Genomic DNA, 13,598 nt, shown 5'->3' with positions numbered 1-13,598 from the left:
CCCTGCACCATCGTCCCTGATAGCCTTCGGGCTTCTTCCGCAGTGATCGCCGATTCGCCATGAAAAAAGCCGTTGTTCTATTGTCCGGTGGCATGGATTCCGCCGCCGTCATCGCACTCGCGCAGGAGCAGGGCTTTGCCGTCTACGCGCTGAGCGTTCGTTATGGCCAACGCCATACGTCGGAACTGGACGCTGCAGCGCGCGTTGCTGCCGCGCAGGGCGCCATTGCGCACAAGGTGGTCGACGTGGACCTGCGCAGCATCGGCGGCTCGGCCTTGACCGACGACATCGAGGTCCCCGACGCTGGCGGCGACGGTATCCCCGTTACGTATGTGCCCGCGCGCAACACCATCATGCTGTCGCTGGCGCTCGGTTGGGCCGAGGTCATCGGCGCCAACGATCTGTTCTGTGGCGTCAATGCGGTGGACTACTCTGGCTACCCCGATTGCCGTCCCGAGTTCGTGCGGGCTTTCGAGGTGCTGGCCAACCTGGCCACCAAGGCAGGTGTGGAAGGCGCGGGGCTGCGCGTGCACGCACCACTGCAGTTCCTCAGCAAGGCCGACATCGTCCGTGAAGGCGTGCGCCTGGGCGTGGACTTCGGCCTCACCGTCTCCTGCTACCGCGCAGATGCGGATGGGCGCGCCTGCGGCCACTGCGACGCCTGCCGCCTGCGCGCGGCCGGCTTCGCCGATGCGGGCATTCCCGACCCCACACACTACGCCATTTTGTCTTGACGCTCGCGTAGGGTAGAATGCGCACCCCGACGCAATGTCGGGTCAGTGGGCCGTTAGCTCAGTCGGTAGAGCAGAAGACTTTTAATCTTTTGGTCGATGGTTCGAATCCATCACGGCCCACCAATAAATTCAATGACTTAGATGGCGCCTATGGCGCCTTTTTTGTGCGTTTGGAAAAATTGTTGGAAAAAAAACCTGAATTTCATTGTTCCACGGCCCCACTGAGTCGCGCTGCAGCCACGAGTTCGGCAACTGCAGCGCTGTGCGGTCACTGCTTTTTCGGCGGACTCACGACGGGTACCTGGTGGTCGTAACGTTGAGTCATCTGAGGCGACTTGTGCCCAGCTGCGTCTTGCTTGTCGGCGCGGTTCCCAACCGTATCGGTGATGCCGCGATGCTTTAGACCGTGCAGCGAGAAGCGCTGATCTTCCCTGATGACCTTCTCTCGAATCGCCATCTGCATCATCCGCTGCCATGCGCTGTCCAGCGCCCCTTTACTTAGGGGTGTACCTGACTGATTGACCAGAAGGCGACGTTTTTCGGGCTTCAGCTCCACGGGGCGGCCGCGCGCCGACATTGCATCTTTCCGATAGCCGACCAGCCACTGCCAAGCCTCCCTCAATTCGTCATTCCACGTGGTGATGTTGTCCCGAGAGCCTTTGCGCCGGTTGCTCCGGATCCCGACCTCGTCAGCATGTGCGTCAGTGAGTTCGGTGACCTCAACCCCACGAAGTCGCAGGTTGTAAGCCAATTGCATCACCGCATGTAAGTAGGGAGAGACGCTGCCAAGGCTGTGTGCCTTGAGCCGACCGCGCTGGCGAGCGAAGTCTAAAATCGTGGCAAACGCATCGGACTCCGGCATTTTATGCTCGGCCAGCTCCCTCGCCTGCCGCACGCCCTTGGCAGGATTGTGGGCGCAAAGCCCGAATCGCATCCCCCAAGAGAACAACCTTCTGAGGAAACGCAGGACGTGATTTGCCTTGCTTGGACGGGGCTCAATCAATGGCTGCGACGCACTGGCGGAGCGTCCGTTTGCCAGCGTCTCAACAAGACGCTGGATCATAGGGATATTCATCCGCGCAACTTGCATCTTTCCCAGGGTGGAACCGTCCTTCAGCACGTAGCTGCACGCCGCAGCAGCGCATTGGCGATAGTCTTTCTGCGTCCCCGCCGCGAGTTCCTTGAACTCACTGGATGCGGCAATCGGCGGGGTGCCAAGAAAATGATCGCAAAGATAGGCCAGCGTCCCTTGCGCGCTACCTCCCCTAGCCGCTTCGACAATCGCATGCAGCTCGGAGAGACGTGCACTGGCAAGCGCAACTGTTCGCTTCGTGAGACGCCCTCCTTCTTTATGAGGCTCATACATGAACCAGCGGTTGCTCTCCCAATAAAGCCCTTGAGGAAGAGCTTGTTGGTCAACATGGCTAGGAATGGCTGGGTTGAACTTCCGTTTTCTACCGCGTCCCATCAGATCAGCTCCATGGCATTTTCTTGGTTGGCCGCAGGCTCGGCGATGCCAAGCGCGGCATTCACTGCGTCGATCGTTGTCCATATCCGACCCTTGCGGTCGTAGCGGTAGCGGATGCCTTCGCGGTCAGCCCAGCGGCAGACGACGGTGAGGCGTGGCGCCGGGCCGTCCGGCGAACAGATGCGCTGCAGGTCGACGAAATGCAGGATTCGCCCGGTCATAGCAGCTGCTCCTTCTGCCACTGCCGGCGGCTCTTCCATTGCTCGCGCATCTCGTCGCGCAGATCCTGCGCCGCCTGGTCGCCACGCTTGGCGGCGACCAGTTGCTGCAACAGGGCGACCGATCTGGCGTCGGTGTACCCCTGTCGCAGCCAGTAAAGCGCTTCGCATTGGCGCCGGTGTACTTCTGTTTCCTCATCGCTCATTGGCCGGTGCCTCCGCGCAGGCGTAGGCCCAGCTGCACCACGTTGCTGTCGGCTGGCGCCGTCTGTCGTGGTACGCGGATGCGGTGCATCCGCTTCCATTCGGCCAGTGCCTGGTCGAAGGCGGAGTGCTTCTTGGTGCGGCCGCATCGACACTCAATGACGTGTCCGCCGCCGGCCTGCAGGCGACGGCCATCAACGATGTGTCGGCCCGCATGACCGGCCCTGCAGGCGGGAAGCGGCTCAGGGTGCGAGATCTCGCGCTGTGTCATGCGGTATTTTCCTCCGCTGCCCCCGCGCCGTTCCGGATCGCTCGCTCTGCCTGCCATAGGTGCGCAATGGTGTCTTCATCGATCCGATCGAGCGCCTGCGCGATGGTGTAATCCATGTCCGCGAGCCAGTCGTGCCGGTTGAGCACCAGGGCAGCGGTCAACGCTTCCCCGGTAGACAGCGGACCGGGGCCGTCGTTGCGCTGTGCAGCGCGGGATACAGCAATGACGCGATCAAGGTTCATCGCAGCGCCCTCCACGCGGCGCCAACCCGCAGACGAGCCTCGGTGATCGCAACCGTTTTGACACGCATGCGCTGCGCCGTGCGTTCGGCCAGCGCCTGGTCATTGGTCAACATGAGCACATCGTTCTGGCTCAGTTGCCAGTCCTCGCCCTTGCGTTGCAGTCGCTCGTCCAACTCCACCACGCGTTTAAGGCCGTAGGCCTGGCAGATCGCCTCGGCGTTGAGCGACTTGCCGCTGGCCATCGGCCCATAGACCACGATTGACTCAACCATGGGCCACCACCCGGCGCACGGCCATGGCGCGACGGCGGCGCAGGCGCTGCGGGATCTGCCCTACGGCCAGCCCGATATGTGCGGTACGCGTCGGGCGCGAGATCCATAGGCGGTAGAGCAGCGCGCCGCCGATCGTCGGCGCAATCATGATCAGGACCAAATTAAGCATGCGCCACCTCACGCGCGGCAGCAGCGATCGCCGCCTCGGCAGCGGCGGTCGGGCGGCGCGGCAGCATGTTGGCCAGGTCGAAAGGAAAATCCAGATTGTCCATAAATTCGGCCAGCGCATTGCTGATCCGGTCGGCCTCGCTGGTGAACAGGCGTGGGCCGTTGATCAGCTTCCATCCTTTGCCAGGGCCTCGGCGGCGCTCCCAGCGCTGGGCGGCACTGCTGTTCTGCCCCATGGTCAGAGCGGCCACCACCACGACTGCGTCGTGGGTGATGTAGAGCGTGGCGATCGCGCTGCATTCCTTGCATGCGGCTAAGTCGAAGGCGGCTTCGGCGGGCGTGGTAGCCTCCTGGCCGGGTCCGGCACTGGAAATCTGCGGGCGTGTAACAGCGTGCTGTTGCATGTGGCTCTCCTCGAGCTTCGTTGATGGAAGGTCCAGGGGCGGTGTTGACGCACCGCCCGCCGGACCCGCTGGAACAGGTCAAATCAAATCGGCGCCGGTTGGCGGCTTGCTGGCTTCGCGCAGGTGCCTGGCGCTGCAGGCGATATCGAGCAATTCTTCGCGCATGAAATCGGCAACTGCTGCAATGCCGTCGTGACTGATTCCTGCGCGCGTGGCGATGTCGTGATTGAGGGTGGCGAGCAAGCTGGCTGCTTGCTGCACGCGCCATAGGCGGTCGTGTTCTTCTTCGCTGATCGTATAGTCGGCGTCTTCTGGATAAGCGGTTGCACGCACGCTGTTCATCGTGCGGCTCCGTTCGCGCGAGCCTGTTTCTGCAGCCAGGTGAGCACGTCGGCGGCAGGATCCACACGCATGCAGACATGCAGCCGGCCCAGCACGACGCTCTGCGCATCGCCACCCAACAACACGTCATCAAAGCCCGTTGCTTCGCAAGCGATCAGAACAGGCGCGACATCGTGCTGTGCATCGGAATGCAGCATTGCCAGCACATAGCCTTGCATCATCTCGAAGCTGAGGATGACGCCGGCGCAGACGCGAAACTGCTTGTTGGTACTCATCGTTGCGCCTCCGCATACGCCGCATCGACGGCAGCAATCGTGGCTTCAACGTCGGCAAGCGTGAGGGCGTGTATAGCCTTGCCAGTGCCTTCTAGGCGCGCCATCAGGCTCAGCCACGCGGCATGGTTCCATTCGAGGGTGTTGGCGATCAGGCCGAAATAGTGTGCGACCTGGCGCGCCGCAGACGCGGGCGCTTCTTGGGTGTCGTAGGACATGGTGCTGACTCCAGTTCGATAAGCGAACCGTCCACCACGCCGCCAAGCAGGGTGGACGACCGAACGGGGTTGGCGGACCGGGTCAGCGCCGGCAGGCTTTGCAACCTCCCCGTCCGACCGTCCATAAAAAATAGACAACGCCGGGCACGAAAAAAGCCGCAGAGAATGCTCGATGCGGCTTTCGCCGCTGACAGTCAGGCCGCCAAGCCCGGTCACCGATTGTGCGGCGACGTAGGAATAGTCGCTCCGATCCTTGGCGCGTGTCAACGGGGAAATGCGGAAATCTGCGGTGCTCACTTCGAGAACACCCAGCACTTCACGGTTGTGCCGGCGCCGAAACCTTTGGTGAGCACGGCGCTGTTGACGGCGGTGTTGGCCGACACCAGCTTGTGCCGGCGCGAATCCGCCAACAGGCCGCGCAGCACCTTGAGATCGGGCACGACCTGACTGAACTGCGCCGCCTTGCCCGCGAACTGATTGAGGTTGATCGCGATGCGGCTATTGTCGCGGCTGTGGTTCACCACAGGCTTGCCGTTGCCGGAGGCCTCCAAGTACTCGTAGACCTCCCAGAACTCGTTTACTTGCGCGTGGTCGGCGCTGATCGCCTTCTGCCGTTCGAACGCCATCTCCAGCAACGCATCGCGCGTGGCCTTGATCATCTCTTCGGGAATGGTGATCACCATGCGCAGGCAATCCAGCAGCGCCAGCATCTGTGCGTGGTTCTTGATGACGCGCTCCAGGCGCAGATCCGGCTTCTCGCGCAGGCGCGCCTCGTAGAACTTCACTCGCTCGGCGAACTTCTCCAGGATGGCGCCCTCGCAGCGCACCGCCTTGATCAGGAAGTGGCTCAGTTCCTCGACCTGCAGTGCGTTGAGGTTGTCTGCCGCGATGCGGCTTTCTGTGGTGACCTGCGGGCGCTTGAAGTGGAGCTTCACGATGCGCGTGAGGATCGCCTCGGACGCATCGACTGCTGCGTTCTGGCTGATCACGATCGTGCCGCGAAATGGTGGCTCGTAGGTGTCGTTGCCACCGTTACGCACGCCGCGTGTCGCCAGTGTGCCGCCACCGAAGAAGTCCTTCAGTTCGTCCCACTCAAACGTCTTTGCGTGTGCCTTGTCTGGCTCGCTGCGGTCCGCTTCCAGCAGCACTACCGGCATACCGGAGATCTGTCCCATGGCGCGTGCGCGGCCGGCCTTGGACGACTTTGCTGGGTCGAAGCCCTCGTAGTCGGAACGGCCCAGCAGCTTCCACAGGAAGGTCAGCAATGTGGTCTTGCCGGCGCCAGCTTCACCAGTAGCTTCGAGGAACGGGAAGCTCTTGTGCCCGGCGCGGATCTGCTCGGCGAACAGTGAGCCGAACCAGAACGTCATGGCGACCATGCCGTGCGTGCCAAAGCACTGCCACAGCCACGGCAGCCAATCCATGCGGAAGGCCTCTGGATCGCGCTGGATCTCTAAGCGGATCGACTTCTGCGTGCTCTTCAGCCGTAGCTTCTTGAAGCTGAAGTAATCCTCTTCGTTGGCGGTGACTACCTCACCATCGCGCACCGCGATGTCGCCAAGCAGATAGGCGCGGTGTTCCTTGGAGTAGCCAACAAAGTCGATGGCCTCCACGGTCTTGATTGCCTCGGTCTGCTCTTCAATCAGGCGATCGAGCTGGTGGCCGCTACCGGTGAACATCGCACCGGCGGCCAGGCTGATCAGGCGCTTCTTGAACTCACTGGCGCTGGAGATATGGCCGCCTGTAAAGGTGCCTTTGACACTGTTCGCGTCGTGAGGGAAGTCGATGCGGAAGTAGTACCAGCTTTCGTCGGTGACCTCCTGGCGCTGGAAATACAGCGCTTCCGGATAGCAGTTGGCGATCTTGTTCACCGAGCACGCGGCGCGGCGGATCTTCGCCAGCTTGTCCGGATCGATCTCGCTGTCTTCTTCCGGCTCCACGTCGCGCAGCAGCTTCTCGAATCGCACCGTGTCGAACTCGAACCAGTACAAGCGCGAGCGATACTCCAGCCAGAAGTCGGAAGCCTGGTTGTGGTCGTACATGAGCAAGCCCTTCTCGATCGCCGAGCGGGCCATGAGCAAATCGCCCTGATAGCGCGCTTCGGTCAGCGCCGCGTCCCATTGCTTCTGGCTGTCGCCGCCTGCCTGTGCACGTAGATGCAGATCGTTCCAGTCGATCTTTTTGCCGGTGACCGGCTGCGCGATCAGCGCCGCACGGCTCTTGAAGCCCAGTGCATCGGCGCGGCGGGCATGCTTGTGGGTGTAGTCGCGCGCGCCAGGCTCGTTGTCCAGGCCCCACACCAGCGTCGGCAGATTGCCGGCGCGTAGCTTCGCCAGCTGCCGCAGGGACTCATCAGGAAAGGCATTGCACGACATGGCGGACACGGCGCAGACGCCGTGCTGCAGCAGCGCGATCGCATCGAAGATGCCCTCGACAATCCACACCTCGGTCGCCGTGCGCATCAATTCTGCAGCCGCCGGCGCGCACCACCATGCTCCCGCGTAGCTCTTGCCTGGCGCGAAGCGCGCCTTCTGCTTGCCGAACCTGTGCGGCCGATCGATCAGGCGTTCCCACCAGCCGCCCTTGTCGAGCGCGAAGCGCACCGTAGCGGTGCCCTCCTTGACCTTGATGTCGTAGTAGCTTTCCTGCGTGTACAGACCACGCAGCGGCGCCAGCGCGAAGCCGCGCGAGGATTCCAGATAGGCGTCTGCCGATGCGGTTGGCGAGGCCTGGGTGATCGGAAAGCGCTTGGACCAATCGTCGAACAGGTCGTCGTACAGATCCTTGACGTGCAGTTCGTGGCCGCACTTGGCTTCGCGGCCGCATTTGATGACCCACGGCTTCGGCTCGAAGGTGTAGAGCTCCTTCTTGCTGCAAGCTGGGCACACGCCGCCGCGCATGTAGCTGGTGCCGCTGCGATGCTTGAGGCCATAGTCGCGCTCAAGTCGCTGCAGCACCAGTTGCCGTAGATCCTCCTGCATGGATCAGCCGCCCTTGCGCACAGTGGAGCGCAGCGCCAGCGCAGCCAGGCTCTTGCCGATCGGGCGCGGTGTGGTGATCACCTCGTAAGCACCGCCGCTCGCCAGGTGCGCTTCCACCTGCAGGCGCAGCACATCGGCCTGTTCCCGCTTCTTGTGCGGCGCCACGTACTGCTGGCTGGCTTGAGAAGGCGCGTCAACAAAGCGCGGCGCCTGGGCGGTAGCCCATCCGTTGCTCTGGCTCATGCGCTGATCTCCCGCGCAACGCTGCCGTAGTCCAGCAGTTCCATTGCCGCATCGGTCGCCAGCGCATGCATGGAGTGTGTGCGGCTGCTCATGAGCAGACCGCGCAGCATCAACTGCGCCACGGTGGCTGTTTCGTAGGTGCGTCCAACTTCGCGCTCGTGGTGGTAACGCGGTGCGTATTCGGCACCGGTTTTGGTCAGACCACCGCAGCGAACGGCGGATTGCAGGCACAACTGTTGAGCGGACGTAAGGTCCGCAAGCTCGATCTTGCCCATCATTGATGCCCCCTGAGGCTGAAAACTACGGTGCTGCGGCGTCTAGAAGATCCATCTGCGGGGCATTGGCGACCTCCCGGTACGCCTTGAGTGCCATTGCGCGGAGGTAGCCAGGTGTCGGCGGCAAATCGCTGTGTGCGTGTGGCATGCCGCTAGGGCTGCACAGGCCCGTCAGTTCGGTATGACCGGTGTAGCTGGCCCCACACACCGGGTTGTCGCAGACGTACACGTCGTTGCGCAGGAAACGATGCGTGAGATAGCTACTGCGCTTGTGCAGTGACGACCCACAGGCCTCACAAATGAAGACCGCTTTTCGTCGTGGAAGGACGGCTGACATGCCCGCCTAGTTCCGCGAGGATTTCGGGGATTGTGTGGCAGAATCCGGGTTCGGTTTCAGGCCCAGCAGCACTGCTGCGCGGTGTGTGTCTCCGAAATTCCCAACTGTTCTGCCAAGTAGCAAATCGCCCACAACATCGCGGCTCAAGCCATGTTTACGAGCGAATGCAGCAATGGTGATGCCATTGGCACGAAGCCACGTTCGGGCTTCATCTGTAGTGCGTGTGTGAGGTGTGGCAGTGGTCTTGCGGCGTGCAGGCATATCGGTGCTTCACGTTGGTGTACGGCAAGAATAGGGAACTTAAGTTCACCTTTCAAGGAGATTTTTGTGTCGGTTGGTTTGAGGTTGAAGGAAGAGCGCAAGCGCATTGGTCTGACACAGACCGAGTTGGCGGAACGCTGCGGGTTGACGAAGCGTGCTCAGGTCAACTTTGAAAAAGAAGAAGGCGAACAGTTGCCCGGCGGTGCATACCTGCTCGCGGCTACTACGCTGGGGATCGATGTGCTCTATGTGCTCACGGGCGAGCGCAACGGCATCAGCACAGATGAGGCACAGGTGTTGTCGGCCTATCGTGTTGCCTCGCCAGAGATCAAGTTGGCCGTCAGCGCAGCGCTAGGTGCGGCGGTGAAAGCATCAGGCCGGCACAAGTTCGTGATGCATGCCAACGAAGTTGGGCAAGCGCTAAGCGGCGATATCAGTCAGCCCGGACTGACCATCAACCTGGGCGGAAAGAAAGCCAAAAAAAAGAGCAGCTAGTGCAGCTGCTAGTGGGACAGATGGTCTTGGGAAATTGGCCGTTATCGGCTATACCTGCCTGAACTGTAGAGCTTGCTAGCTCGCAAAGAAAAGACCACCGACTTCTAACCGGTGGCTTCTTTAGGTGTCGGCGCGTGGCTCCGTGCGTTCGAATAGCCGTCATCCTGACAGTTCGAGATGGCCTGACATCCCGGCGCAATCATGGCTCATTGACTGCTAAATCTATGTAGGAAAACTCCTAAAAACAAGTAAGTTAAATAAGAATTCGCGAACCTAATAGGTGGAACACTTAAGAAAACAAGTGATTCAGGATTTTTCTTTCCTCGGAAAATTAAATGTATTCTCAATTTTCTCTGCAAGATTATGCATTTCAGTTAAAAGTGGATCTCTTGCTGGTCGTAGAGCGCGGTTTTGATTTTCGAAATCAGGATCGCCTGTTACAAGCTCATCCAAATCAGTCATCAACCTTCGGCATTTAGCCCCATCAGCTATATTTATGGTTGGAAACTTGCCGGCATTGCGTCGAATTCTTCGATACCCAGCTACTAGCAATGCTGCAGATTTTTCTGTGTTTTTAATGGAGTCTTGGGATGTATAGTGCTCACTCGCAGCTGCGCACCATTCATGGAGTTCCTCTGTCAAATCTTCACGCCAGCGTTTTACATCTGCGGTCTTCCGTGCAGATGCCTCTCTCATGCGAGAAAGCCTGTCGGTGATGAGGCCTGTGAGTAGAATACATATAACTGTAAACCACCAAGGGGTCGCAACCATTAGATTAACGGGATTCCGCTGATGCTTCGCTTATACGAAGCCAGACTGTTTCAACAGCCTCAGGATCATCTTGAGCCAAGATTGTTACCCTGCGCTTTGCCTCGCTTATTCCAAGAATTTTGCCAATCTCACCAAAAGCCTCATCTAAGAAGCCTGAGCTATAGCCGACTGTGCCGGAAAGGTCAAAAGTAACATGATCGTAACTATCAAGCAGGGGAATAGTGACTTTATTACGAAATTCTTCTCCTGAAAACTGGCCATGATCTTTCCTTCGTCCCCCTGGGAAGCGAGAAAAAGATTTGGCTACGTTAAACATGGTGGATTTCATGGTCTGAGTCAGCATGAGATATTGTAGTGGTCGGCAACAGTTGGGGTGGCTTTAGAGACCAGACCACCAAAGTTCCTGATAGTTCCGTGGGCATCGAACGTTCGACACTTTTCTGTCCTGTGGTCCATTGTACATCGCCATTGTTCGCCAGTACACGAAGAGTTCCGTTAAACTCAAGCCTATCTACGAATGCTTTGAGCTTTTTCAGTCCGTGACCTCGGCGTTTTGAGTCGATTCTAGAGATGCGTTTTCGCACGGCGCGTGAAATGAAGTGACCATCATGCCAGGCCCCCAACTTGCCAATCACACTGCGGCCGAGCTTGCGCCGAATTGTAGAAGCAATGCCTCTACCTTGATCTAGGAAACTGAATGAAATCGATTTGTCTGTGCTATCTGAATAGCCGACCATCCACCATTCACGAAACAAATGTGCTTCAGCTGGACATGATTCGTTAAAAACGTATGCGTGCTGAAAGACATTGTCCATACACTCTACTAACGCTATCTGGAGACGGCGCTTATCTTCAGGTGAAAAAGTGAATTCAGTTTCAAAGCATGTGAGTAGGTCGTCAGCTACCTTTGCTAAGATCTTGTTATGCCGCTCGACTCGGATGTAAGTCCGCGAGTCGTAGGTCGCTGGAAGCTTGGGAGCTTTTATTCCTAATGATTTATAGAAACCTATTTCCGTCAAAAGATGAGAGACATCATGGTTTGCGGGATAAGTGCCGGTGAGCTGCGTCCTTGGTTCGCAGTAAATTCTACATCTTTGAATTTCCGCAAGCATCAGCATCGCTACTTCGGGAGACATAGATGTTACTGAAGTATGATCAAGCACAACCTTACGATAGTTGCCATATAGAGACGCAGATTTTATGCGTGCGATTGCGGAAAGAACATCATTTCTATTTTCGTCAGACGACAAATCCATTGTGGCGGGAAGGCGCACAAATTCAGTTCCACGCACTTTCCCTTTTAGTTTAAATTTATAGTTCTTCGTTGGTATGTGCTGGCCGTATCTGCCAGAAATATAATTGCAATCCTTTCTTTTAATATTTCGGCGCTCACGGTCCTTGGAGCGAACCGTGTGTTTAAGGCCATCCTTAGGGTCTCGATGCCCGGTCTTTTTCAAGTTACCCCTCCATAGGAAATATTTTTAACAGCTTACCAACAATTTCCGCCTGCCAACTATAGGGGGAATTCTTACTTCAACCGGCCTAGTCACTGAATATCTCAAGCTCTAGGTGGCTTTGGAAGCCGACTCTACTGACGGAATGAGTGGCCCGAGAGATAATCCACCCTTGCGAATCTATCGCTGGCTTGAATCCGCCGACTGTAACACTCTGCTCCGGATACAGCTCGGCCCTTCCAATCGCCAACGTGTAGTCGAACTTTGCCGTCCCACGCTTCACGCGTTCGAACTCAGCATGCGCATGCTGGCGTGCCGTTGCTTCATCTGCATACGACTCGCGCAGGCGCTTGGCGTTGTCGTCTGTGCCTACCAGCACCGACTGCCGCCGCGCCTTGCCCTTGTCCATCCAGTACGCGCGCACGCCGGTGTAGGCGTCGCGGTCGGCCACGGAGTAGCGGTGCTGGTCGCCATCGCGACGCGTCAGCGTGACGGTGGGCAATGGCTTGCCGGTCGCCGTGGTGCCGGCGCCTATCGGCGCAAACACCAATGCTCCTGCTTTGACCGTGGCGACCGCATCGAAGCGCTGGCCCAGGCGCGTGAGCAGATTCATATCGCTCTCGTTGGACTGGTCGAGATGGGGCAACTTAGTGCGTGCCAGCGCCTCTGCCACGCGCGGCGTCAGTCCATGCTCGCCAGCGAGCGTGTTGAGCACGGTGCCCAGGGTGGTGTTGTGCCAGCTGCGCTCGCGGCGTGTGCGCATGTCCGCAGTCAGATCCGCACTACGCGCGCGCACGGTGATGATGTCCGGCGCACCGCTGTATTCCACCTCGTCGACGATGAAAGTGCCTTTGTCGACCAGGCCGGTGGCTTTCCAGCCCAATGCAACGGCTAGGCGCACGCCGCGTTTGGGCAGCGCCATCTTGCCGTCGTGGTCGTGGATGCGCAGATCCAGTTGGTCGGCTTCCCCGCCACGGCATTCGGTGAGGGTGAGATCGAGCAGGCGCGGTGCGATGCGCTCGGTGAGGTCGGTGCCATCAAGCACCACGCGCCACTGCGGAATCGGGTAGCTCATGCGGCAGTTGCCTCGGGCGCAACGTCGTCGGTGCGACGCAGGCTCAGTTGGAACTCGACGCGGCGCGGTGTGCCATCTGGGAAGAACAGCGAGGCCGTCTCGTTGACAGCCAGCAGCACATACGGCCCATAGACCCAGCCAGTGCCATCGACCAGCGGTAGCGGCTCGCCGGCTGCTGCGAGTCTGCGCAGAGTGGTCAGCGATCCACGCGTGCCCGTCAGGTCCGGCGCGATCAGACCCGACAGCTCGATGGTTTCATCGCCTGGACCCAGGAACTGGCTGGCCGCTCGCGCGCCGACGCGCTCGCTGGTGGCGTGGCGCCAACTCATCTGCCGCTGCAGCTGCAGATAGGCGGCGCTATCGAGGGCAAACACGAACGTGCCGTAGGACATCATCATCGGGGTGGATCCTCAGTCGTCGCGCAGGCTGGAGCGGCGCGTGGCCGCCGTGCGCCGTTCGCGTTCTTCGATCTGGCGGGCGACTTCGCGCGCCAGTGCGGTCGCGTCCATGCCCGGTGCGGCATGGACGTGGATGACGTAGCTGTTGCCGCCTGCAGGCGCGCTGGCGGCGCGCACAGGGGCCGACAGTGGCGCGCGGCTATCGATCGCCGCCACAGGCGCTGTGGCCGTCGCCAGGGCCAGGCCGGCGCCCACCGCACGCATCCGGTTGCCAAGGGCCATGACGGCCTGCACAGGCGCGCCCTGGCCGCGCTGCAGACCTACGGTGAGGCCCTGCATGGTGAAGTCGCCCAACTGGGCGAACACGCGCGACGGGCTGTGGATGCCCAGCAGGCCCTTGAAGCGATCGACCACACCCGTGCCGACGCTGGCGATCGCATTGGCAGCGGCGCCGAGCTTGGAGCGGATGCCCTGGACAAGGCCGCTGATCATGTC

Annotated in this window: 23 protein-coding genes, 1 tRNA gene and 1 pseudogene; 3 read left to right on the top strand and 22 right to left on the bottom strand. The window is 59.8% G+C overall.

The genetic code is table 11. The annotated features are described in order from the left end of the window. Positions 1-59 precede the first annotated feature (59 nt). Both queC and EO156_RS04370 read left to right on the top strand, forming a co-directional pair. The gene (queC, locus tag EO156_RS04375) at positions 60-734 is read left to right on the top strand and encodes a 7-cyano-7-deazaguanine synthase QueC (RefSeq protein WP_016851173.1); all 675 of its coding nucleotides are present in this window, start codon (positions 60-62) and stop codon (positions 732-734) included. 47 nt (positions 735-781) lie between these two features. Further along, positions 782-857 (top strand) — tRNA-Lys (locus EO156_RS04370). A 145-nt stretch (positions 858-1,002) separates the two neighbouring features. On the opposite strand, the gene EO156_RS04365 is transcribed toward EO156_RS04370, so the two are convergent. From EO156_RS04365 to EO156_RS04295, 16 genes are all read right to left on the bottom strand, one after another. Beyond that, positions 1,003-2,202, bottom strand: coding sequence for a tyrosine-type recombinase/integrase (locus tag EO156_RS04365; RefSeq protein ID WP_026007239.1), 1,200 nt, complete (start codon positions 2,200-2,202; stop codon positions 1,003-1,005). Beyond that, positions 2,202-2,423, bottom strand: a complete 222-nt coding sequence (locus EO156_RS04360) for a hypothetical protein (RefSeq protein WP_016851175.1) — start codon at positions 2,421-2,423, stop codon at positions 2,202-2,204. Before EO156_RS04360 ends, EO156_RS04365 begins: the two co-directional genes overlap by 1 nt. Next, positions 2,420-2,626: a hypothetical protein gene (locus tag EO156_RS04355; protein WP_016851176.1), complete on the bottom strand. Its 207-nt coding sequence runs from the start codon at positions 2,624-2,626 to the stop codon at positions 2,420-2,422. The genes EO156_RS04360 and EO156_RS04355 overlap by 4 nt, the downstream gene beginning before the upstream one ends. Then, positions 2,623-2,895, bottom strand: a complete 273-nt coding sequence (locus EO156_RS24595) for a hypothetical protein (protein WP_016851177.1) — start codon at positions 2,893-2,895, stop codon at positions 2,623-2,625. Before EO156_RS24595 ends, EO156_RS04355 begins: the two co-directional genes overlap by 4 nt. Continuing rightward, positions 2,892-3,137, bottom strand: a complete 246-nt coding sequence (locus EO156_RS04345) for a hypothetical protein (protein ID WP_016851178.1) — start codon at positions 3,135-3,137, stop codon at positions 2,892-2,894. Before EO156_RS04345 ends, EO156_RS24595 begins: the two co-directional genes overlap by 4 nt. Beyond that, positions 3,134-3,409 carry a hypothetical protein gene (locus EO156_RS04340; protein ID WP_026007240.1) on the bottom strand — a complete coding sequence of 92 codons (276 nt, stop codon included), beginning with the start codon at positions 3,407-3,409 and terminating at the stop codon, positions 3,134-3,136. Before EO156_RS04340 ends, EO156_RS04345 begins: the two co-directional genes overlap by 4 nt. Next, positions 3,402-3,578, bottom strand: a complete 177-nt coding sequence (locus tag EO156_RS23895) for a hypothetical protein (RefSeq protein ID WP_164517441.1) — start codon at positions 3,576-3,578, stop codon at positions 3,402-3,404. Before EO156_RS23895 ends, EO156_RS04340 begins: the two co-directional genes overlap by 8 nt. Then, complete coding sequence (locus EO156_RS04335) at positions 3,571-3,981, bottom strand: hypothetical protein (RefSeq protein ID WP_016851181.1); 411 nt, start codon at positions 3,979-3,981, stop codon at positions 3,571-3,573. The genes EO156_RS23895 and EO156_RS04335 overlap by 8 nt, the downstream gene beginning before the upstream one ends. 78 nt (positions 3,982-4,059) lie before the next feature. Continuing rightward, a complete protein-coding gene (locus tag EO156_RS04330; protein ID WP_016851182.1) occupies positions 4,060-4,323 on the bottom strand; it encodes a hypothetical protein in 264 nt (87 codons plus the stop codon). Continuing rightward, a complete protein-coding gene (locus tag EO156_RS04325) occupies positions 4,320-4,598 on the bottom strand; it encodes a hypothetical protein (protein WP_016851183.1) in 279 nt (92 codons plus the stop codon). Before EO156_RS04325 ends, EO156_RS04330 begins: the two co-directional genes overlap by 4 nt. After that, complete coding sequence (locus EO156_RS04320) at positions 4,595-4,813, bottom strand: hypothetical protein (RefSeq protein ID WP_016851184.1); 219 nt, start codon at positions 4,811-4,813, stop codon at positions 4,595-4,597. The genes EO156_RS04325 and EO156_RS04320 overlap by 4 nt, the downstream gene beginning before the upstream one ends. Positions 4,814-5,106: 293 nt before the next feature. Next, on the bottom strand, positions 5,107-7,794 hold the full coding sequence (locus EO156_RS04315) for a toprim domain-containing protein (RefSeq protein ID WP_016851185.1): 2,688 nt from the start codon (positions 7,792-7,794) through the stop codon (positions 5,107-5,109). A gap of 3 nt (positions 7,795-7,797) precedes the next feature. Next, positions 7,798-8,037 carry a hypothetical protein gene (locus EO156_RS04310; RefSeq protein WP_011038118.1) on the bottom strand — a complete coding sequence of 80 codons (240 nt, stop codon included), beginning with the start codon at positions 8,035-8,037 and terminating at the stop codon, positions 7,798-7,800. Then, complete coding sequence (locus EO156_RS23890; RefSeq protein ID WP_080573073.1) at positions 8,034-8,312, bottom strand: hypothetical protein; 279 nt, start codon at positions 8,310-8,312, stop codon at positions 8,034-8,036. Before EO156_RS23890 ends, EO156_RS04310 begins: the two co-directional genes overlap by 4 nt. 25 nt (positions 8,313-8,337) lie before the next feature. Next, complete coding sequence (locus EO156_RS04300; RefSeq protein WP_080573074.1) at positions 8,338-8,649, bottom strand: ogr/Delta-like zinc finger family protein; 312 nt, start codon at positions 8,647-8,649, stop codon at positions 8,338-8,340. Positions 8,650-8,655: 6 nt separating this feature from the next. Next, positions 8,656-8,910 (bottom strand): DNA-binding protein, encoded by a 255-nt coding sequence (locus EO156_RS04295; protein ID WP_016851187.1) that lies wholly within the window; start codon positions 8,908-8,910, stop codon positions 8,656-8,658. 66 nt (positions 8,911-8,976) lie between these two features. Between EO156_RS04295 and EO156_RS04290 the strand changes: the two genes are divergently transcribed. Beyond that, entirely contained in the window at positions 8,977-9,405 is a 429-nt protein-coding gene (locus tag EO156_RS04290) for a helix-turn-helix domain-containing protein (protein ID WP_026007241.1), read from the top strand. Positions 9,406-9,711: 306 nt separating this feature from the next. Here the strand turns inward: EO156_RS04290 and EO156_RS04285 are convergent, their stop codons facing one another. The 6 genes and pseudogenes from EO156_RS04285 to EO156_RS04260 all read right to left on the bottom strand — a co-directional run. Then, positions 9,712-10,101 (bottom strand): hypothetical protein, encoded by a 390-nt coding sequence (locus EO156_RS04285; protein ID WP_162098678.1) that lies wholly within the window; start codon positions 10,099-10,101, stop codon positions 9,712-9,714. A gap of 79 nt (positions 10,102-10,180) precedes the next feature. Further along, positions 10,181-10,504: an STAS-like domain-containing protein gene (locus tag EO156_RS04280; RefSeq protein ID WP_157382238.1), complete on the bottom strand. Its 324-nt coding sequence runs from the start codon at positions 10,502-10,504 to the stop codon at positions 10,181-10,183. Then, the gene (locus tag EO156_RS04275) at positions 10,485-11,633 is read right to left on the bottom strand and encodes a hypothetical protein (protein WP_162098679.1); all 1,149 of its coding nucleotides are present in this window, start codon (positions 11,631-11,633) and stop codon (positions 10,485-10,487) included. Before EO156_RS04275 ends, EO156_RS04280 begins: the two co-directional genes overlap by 20 nt. An 85-nt stretch (positions 11,634-11,718) precedes the next feature. Next, positions 11,719-12,705 carry a phage late control D family protein gene (locus EO156_RS04270; RefSeq protein ID WP_016851189.1) on the bottom strand — a complete coding sequence of 329 codons (987 nt, stop codon included), beginning with the start codon at positions 12,703-12,705 and terminating at the stop codon, positions 11,719-11,721. Further along, positions 12,702-13,103 carry a phage tail protein gene (locus EO156_RS04265; RefSeq protein WP_016851190.1) on the bottom strand — a complete coding sequence of 134 codons (402 nt, stop codon included), beginning with the start codon at positions 13,101-13,103 and terminating at the stop codon, positions 12,702-12,704. The genes EO156_RS04270 and EO156_RS04265 overlap by 4 nt, the downstream gene beginning before the upstream one ends. A 12-nt stretch (positions 13,104-13,115) precedes the next feature. Then, positions 13,116-13,598, bottom strand: a pseudogene (locus EO156_RS04260) (phage tail tape measure protein); the annotation flags it as partial.

Origin of the sequence: Xanthomonas sp. DAR33341 (assembly GCF_003992815.1) — a bacterium.
Lineage (GTDB): Bacteria > Pseudomonadota > Gammaproteobacteria > Xanthomonadales > Xanthomonadaceae > Xanthomonas > Xanthomonas cissicola.
Note: the sequence above shows the minus strand (reverse complement) of the source record. Positions and strands in the feature narration are given on the sequence as shown.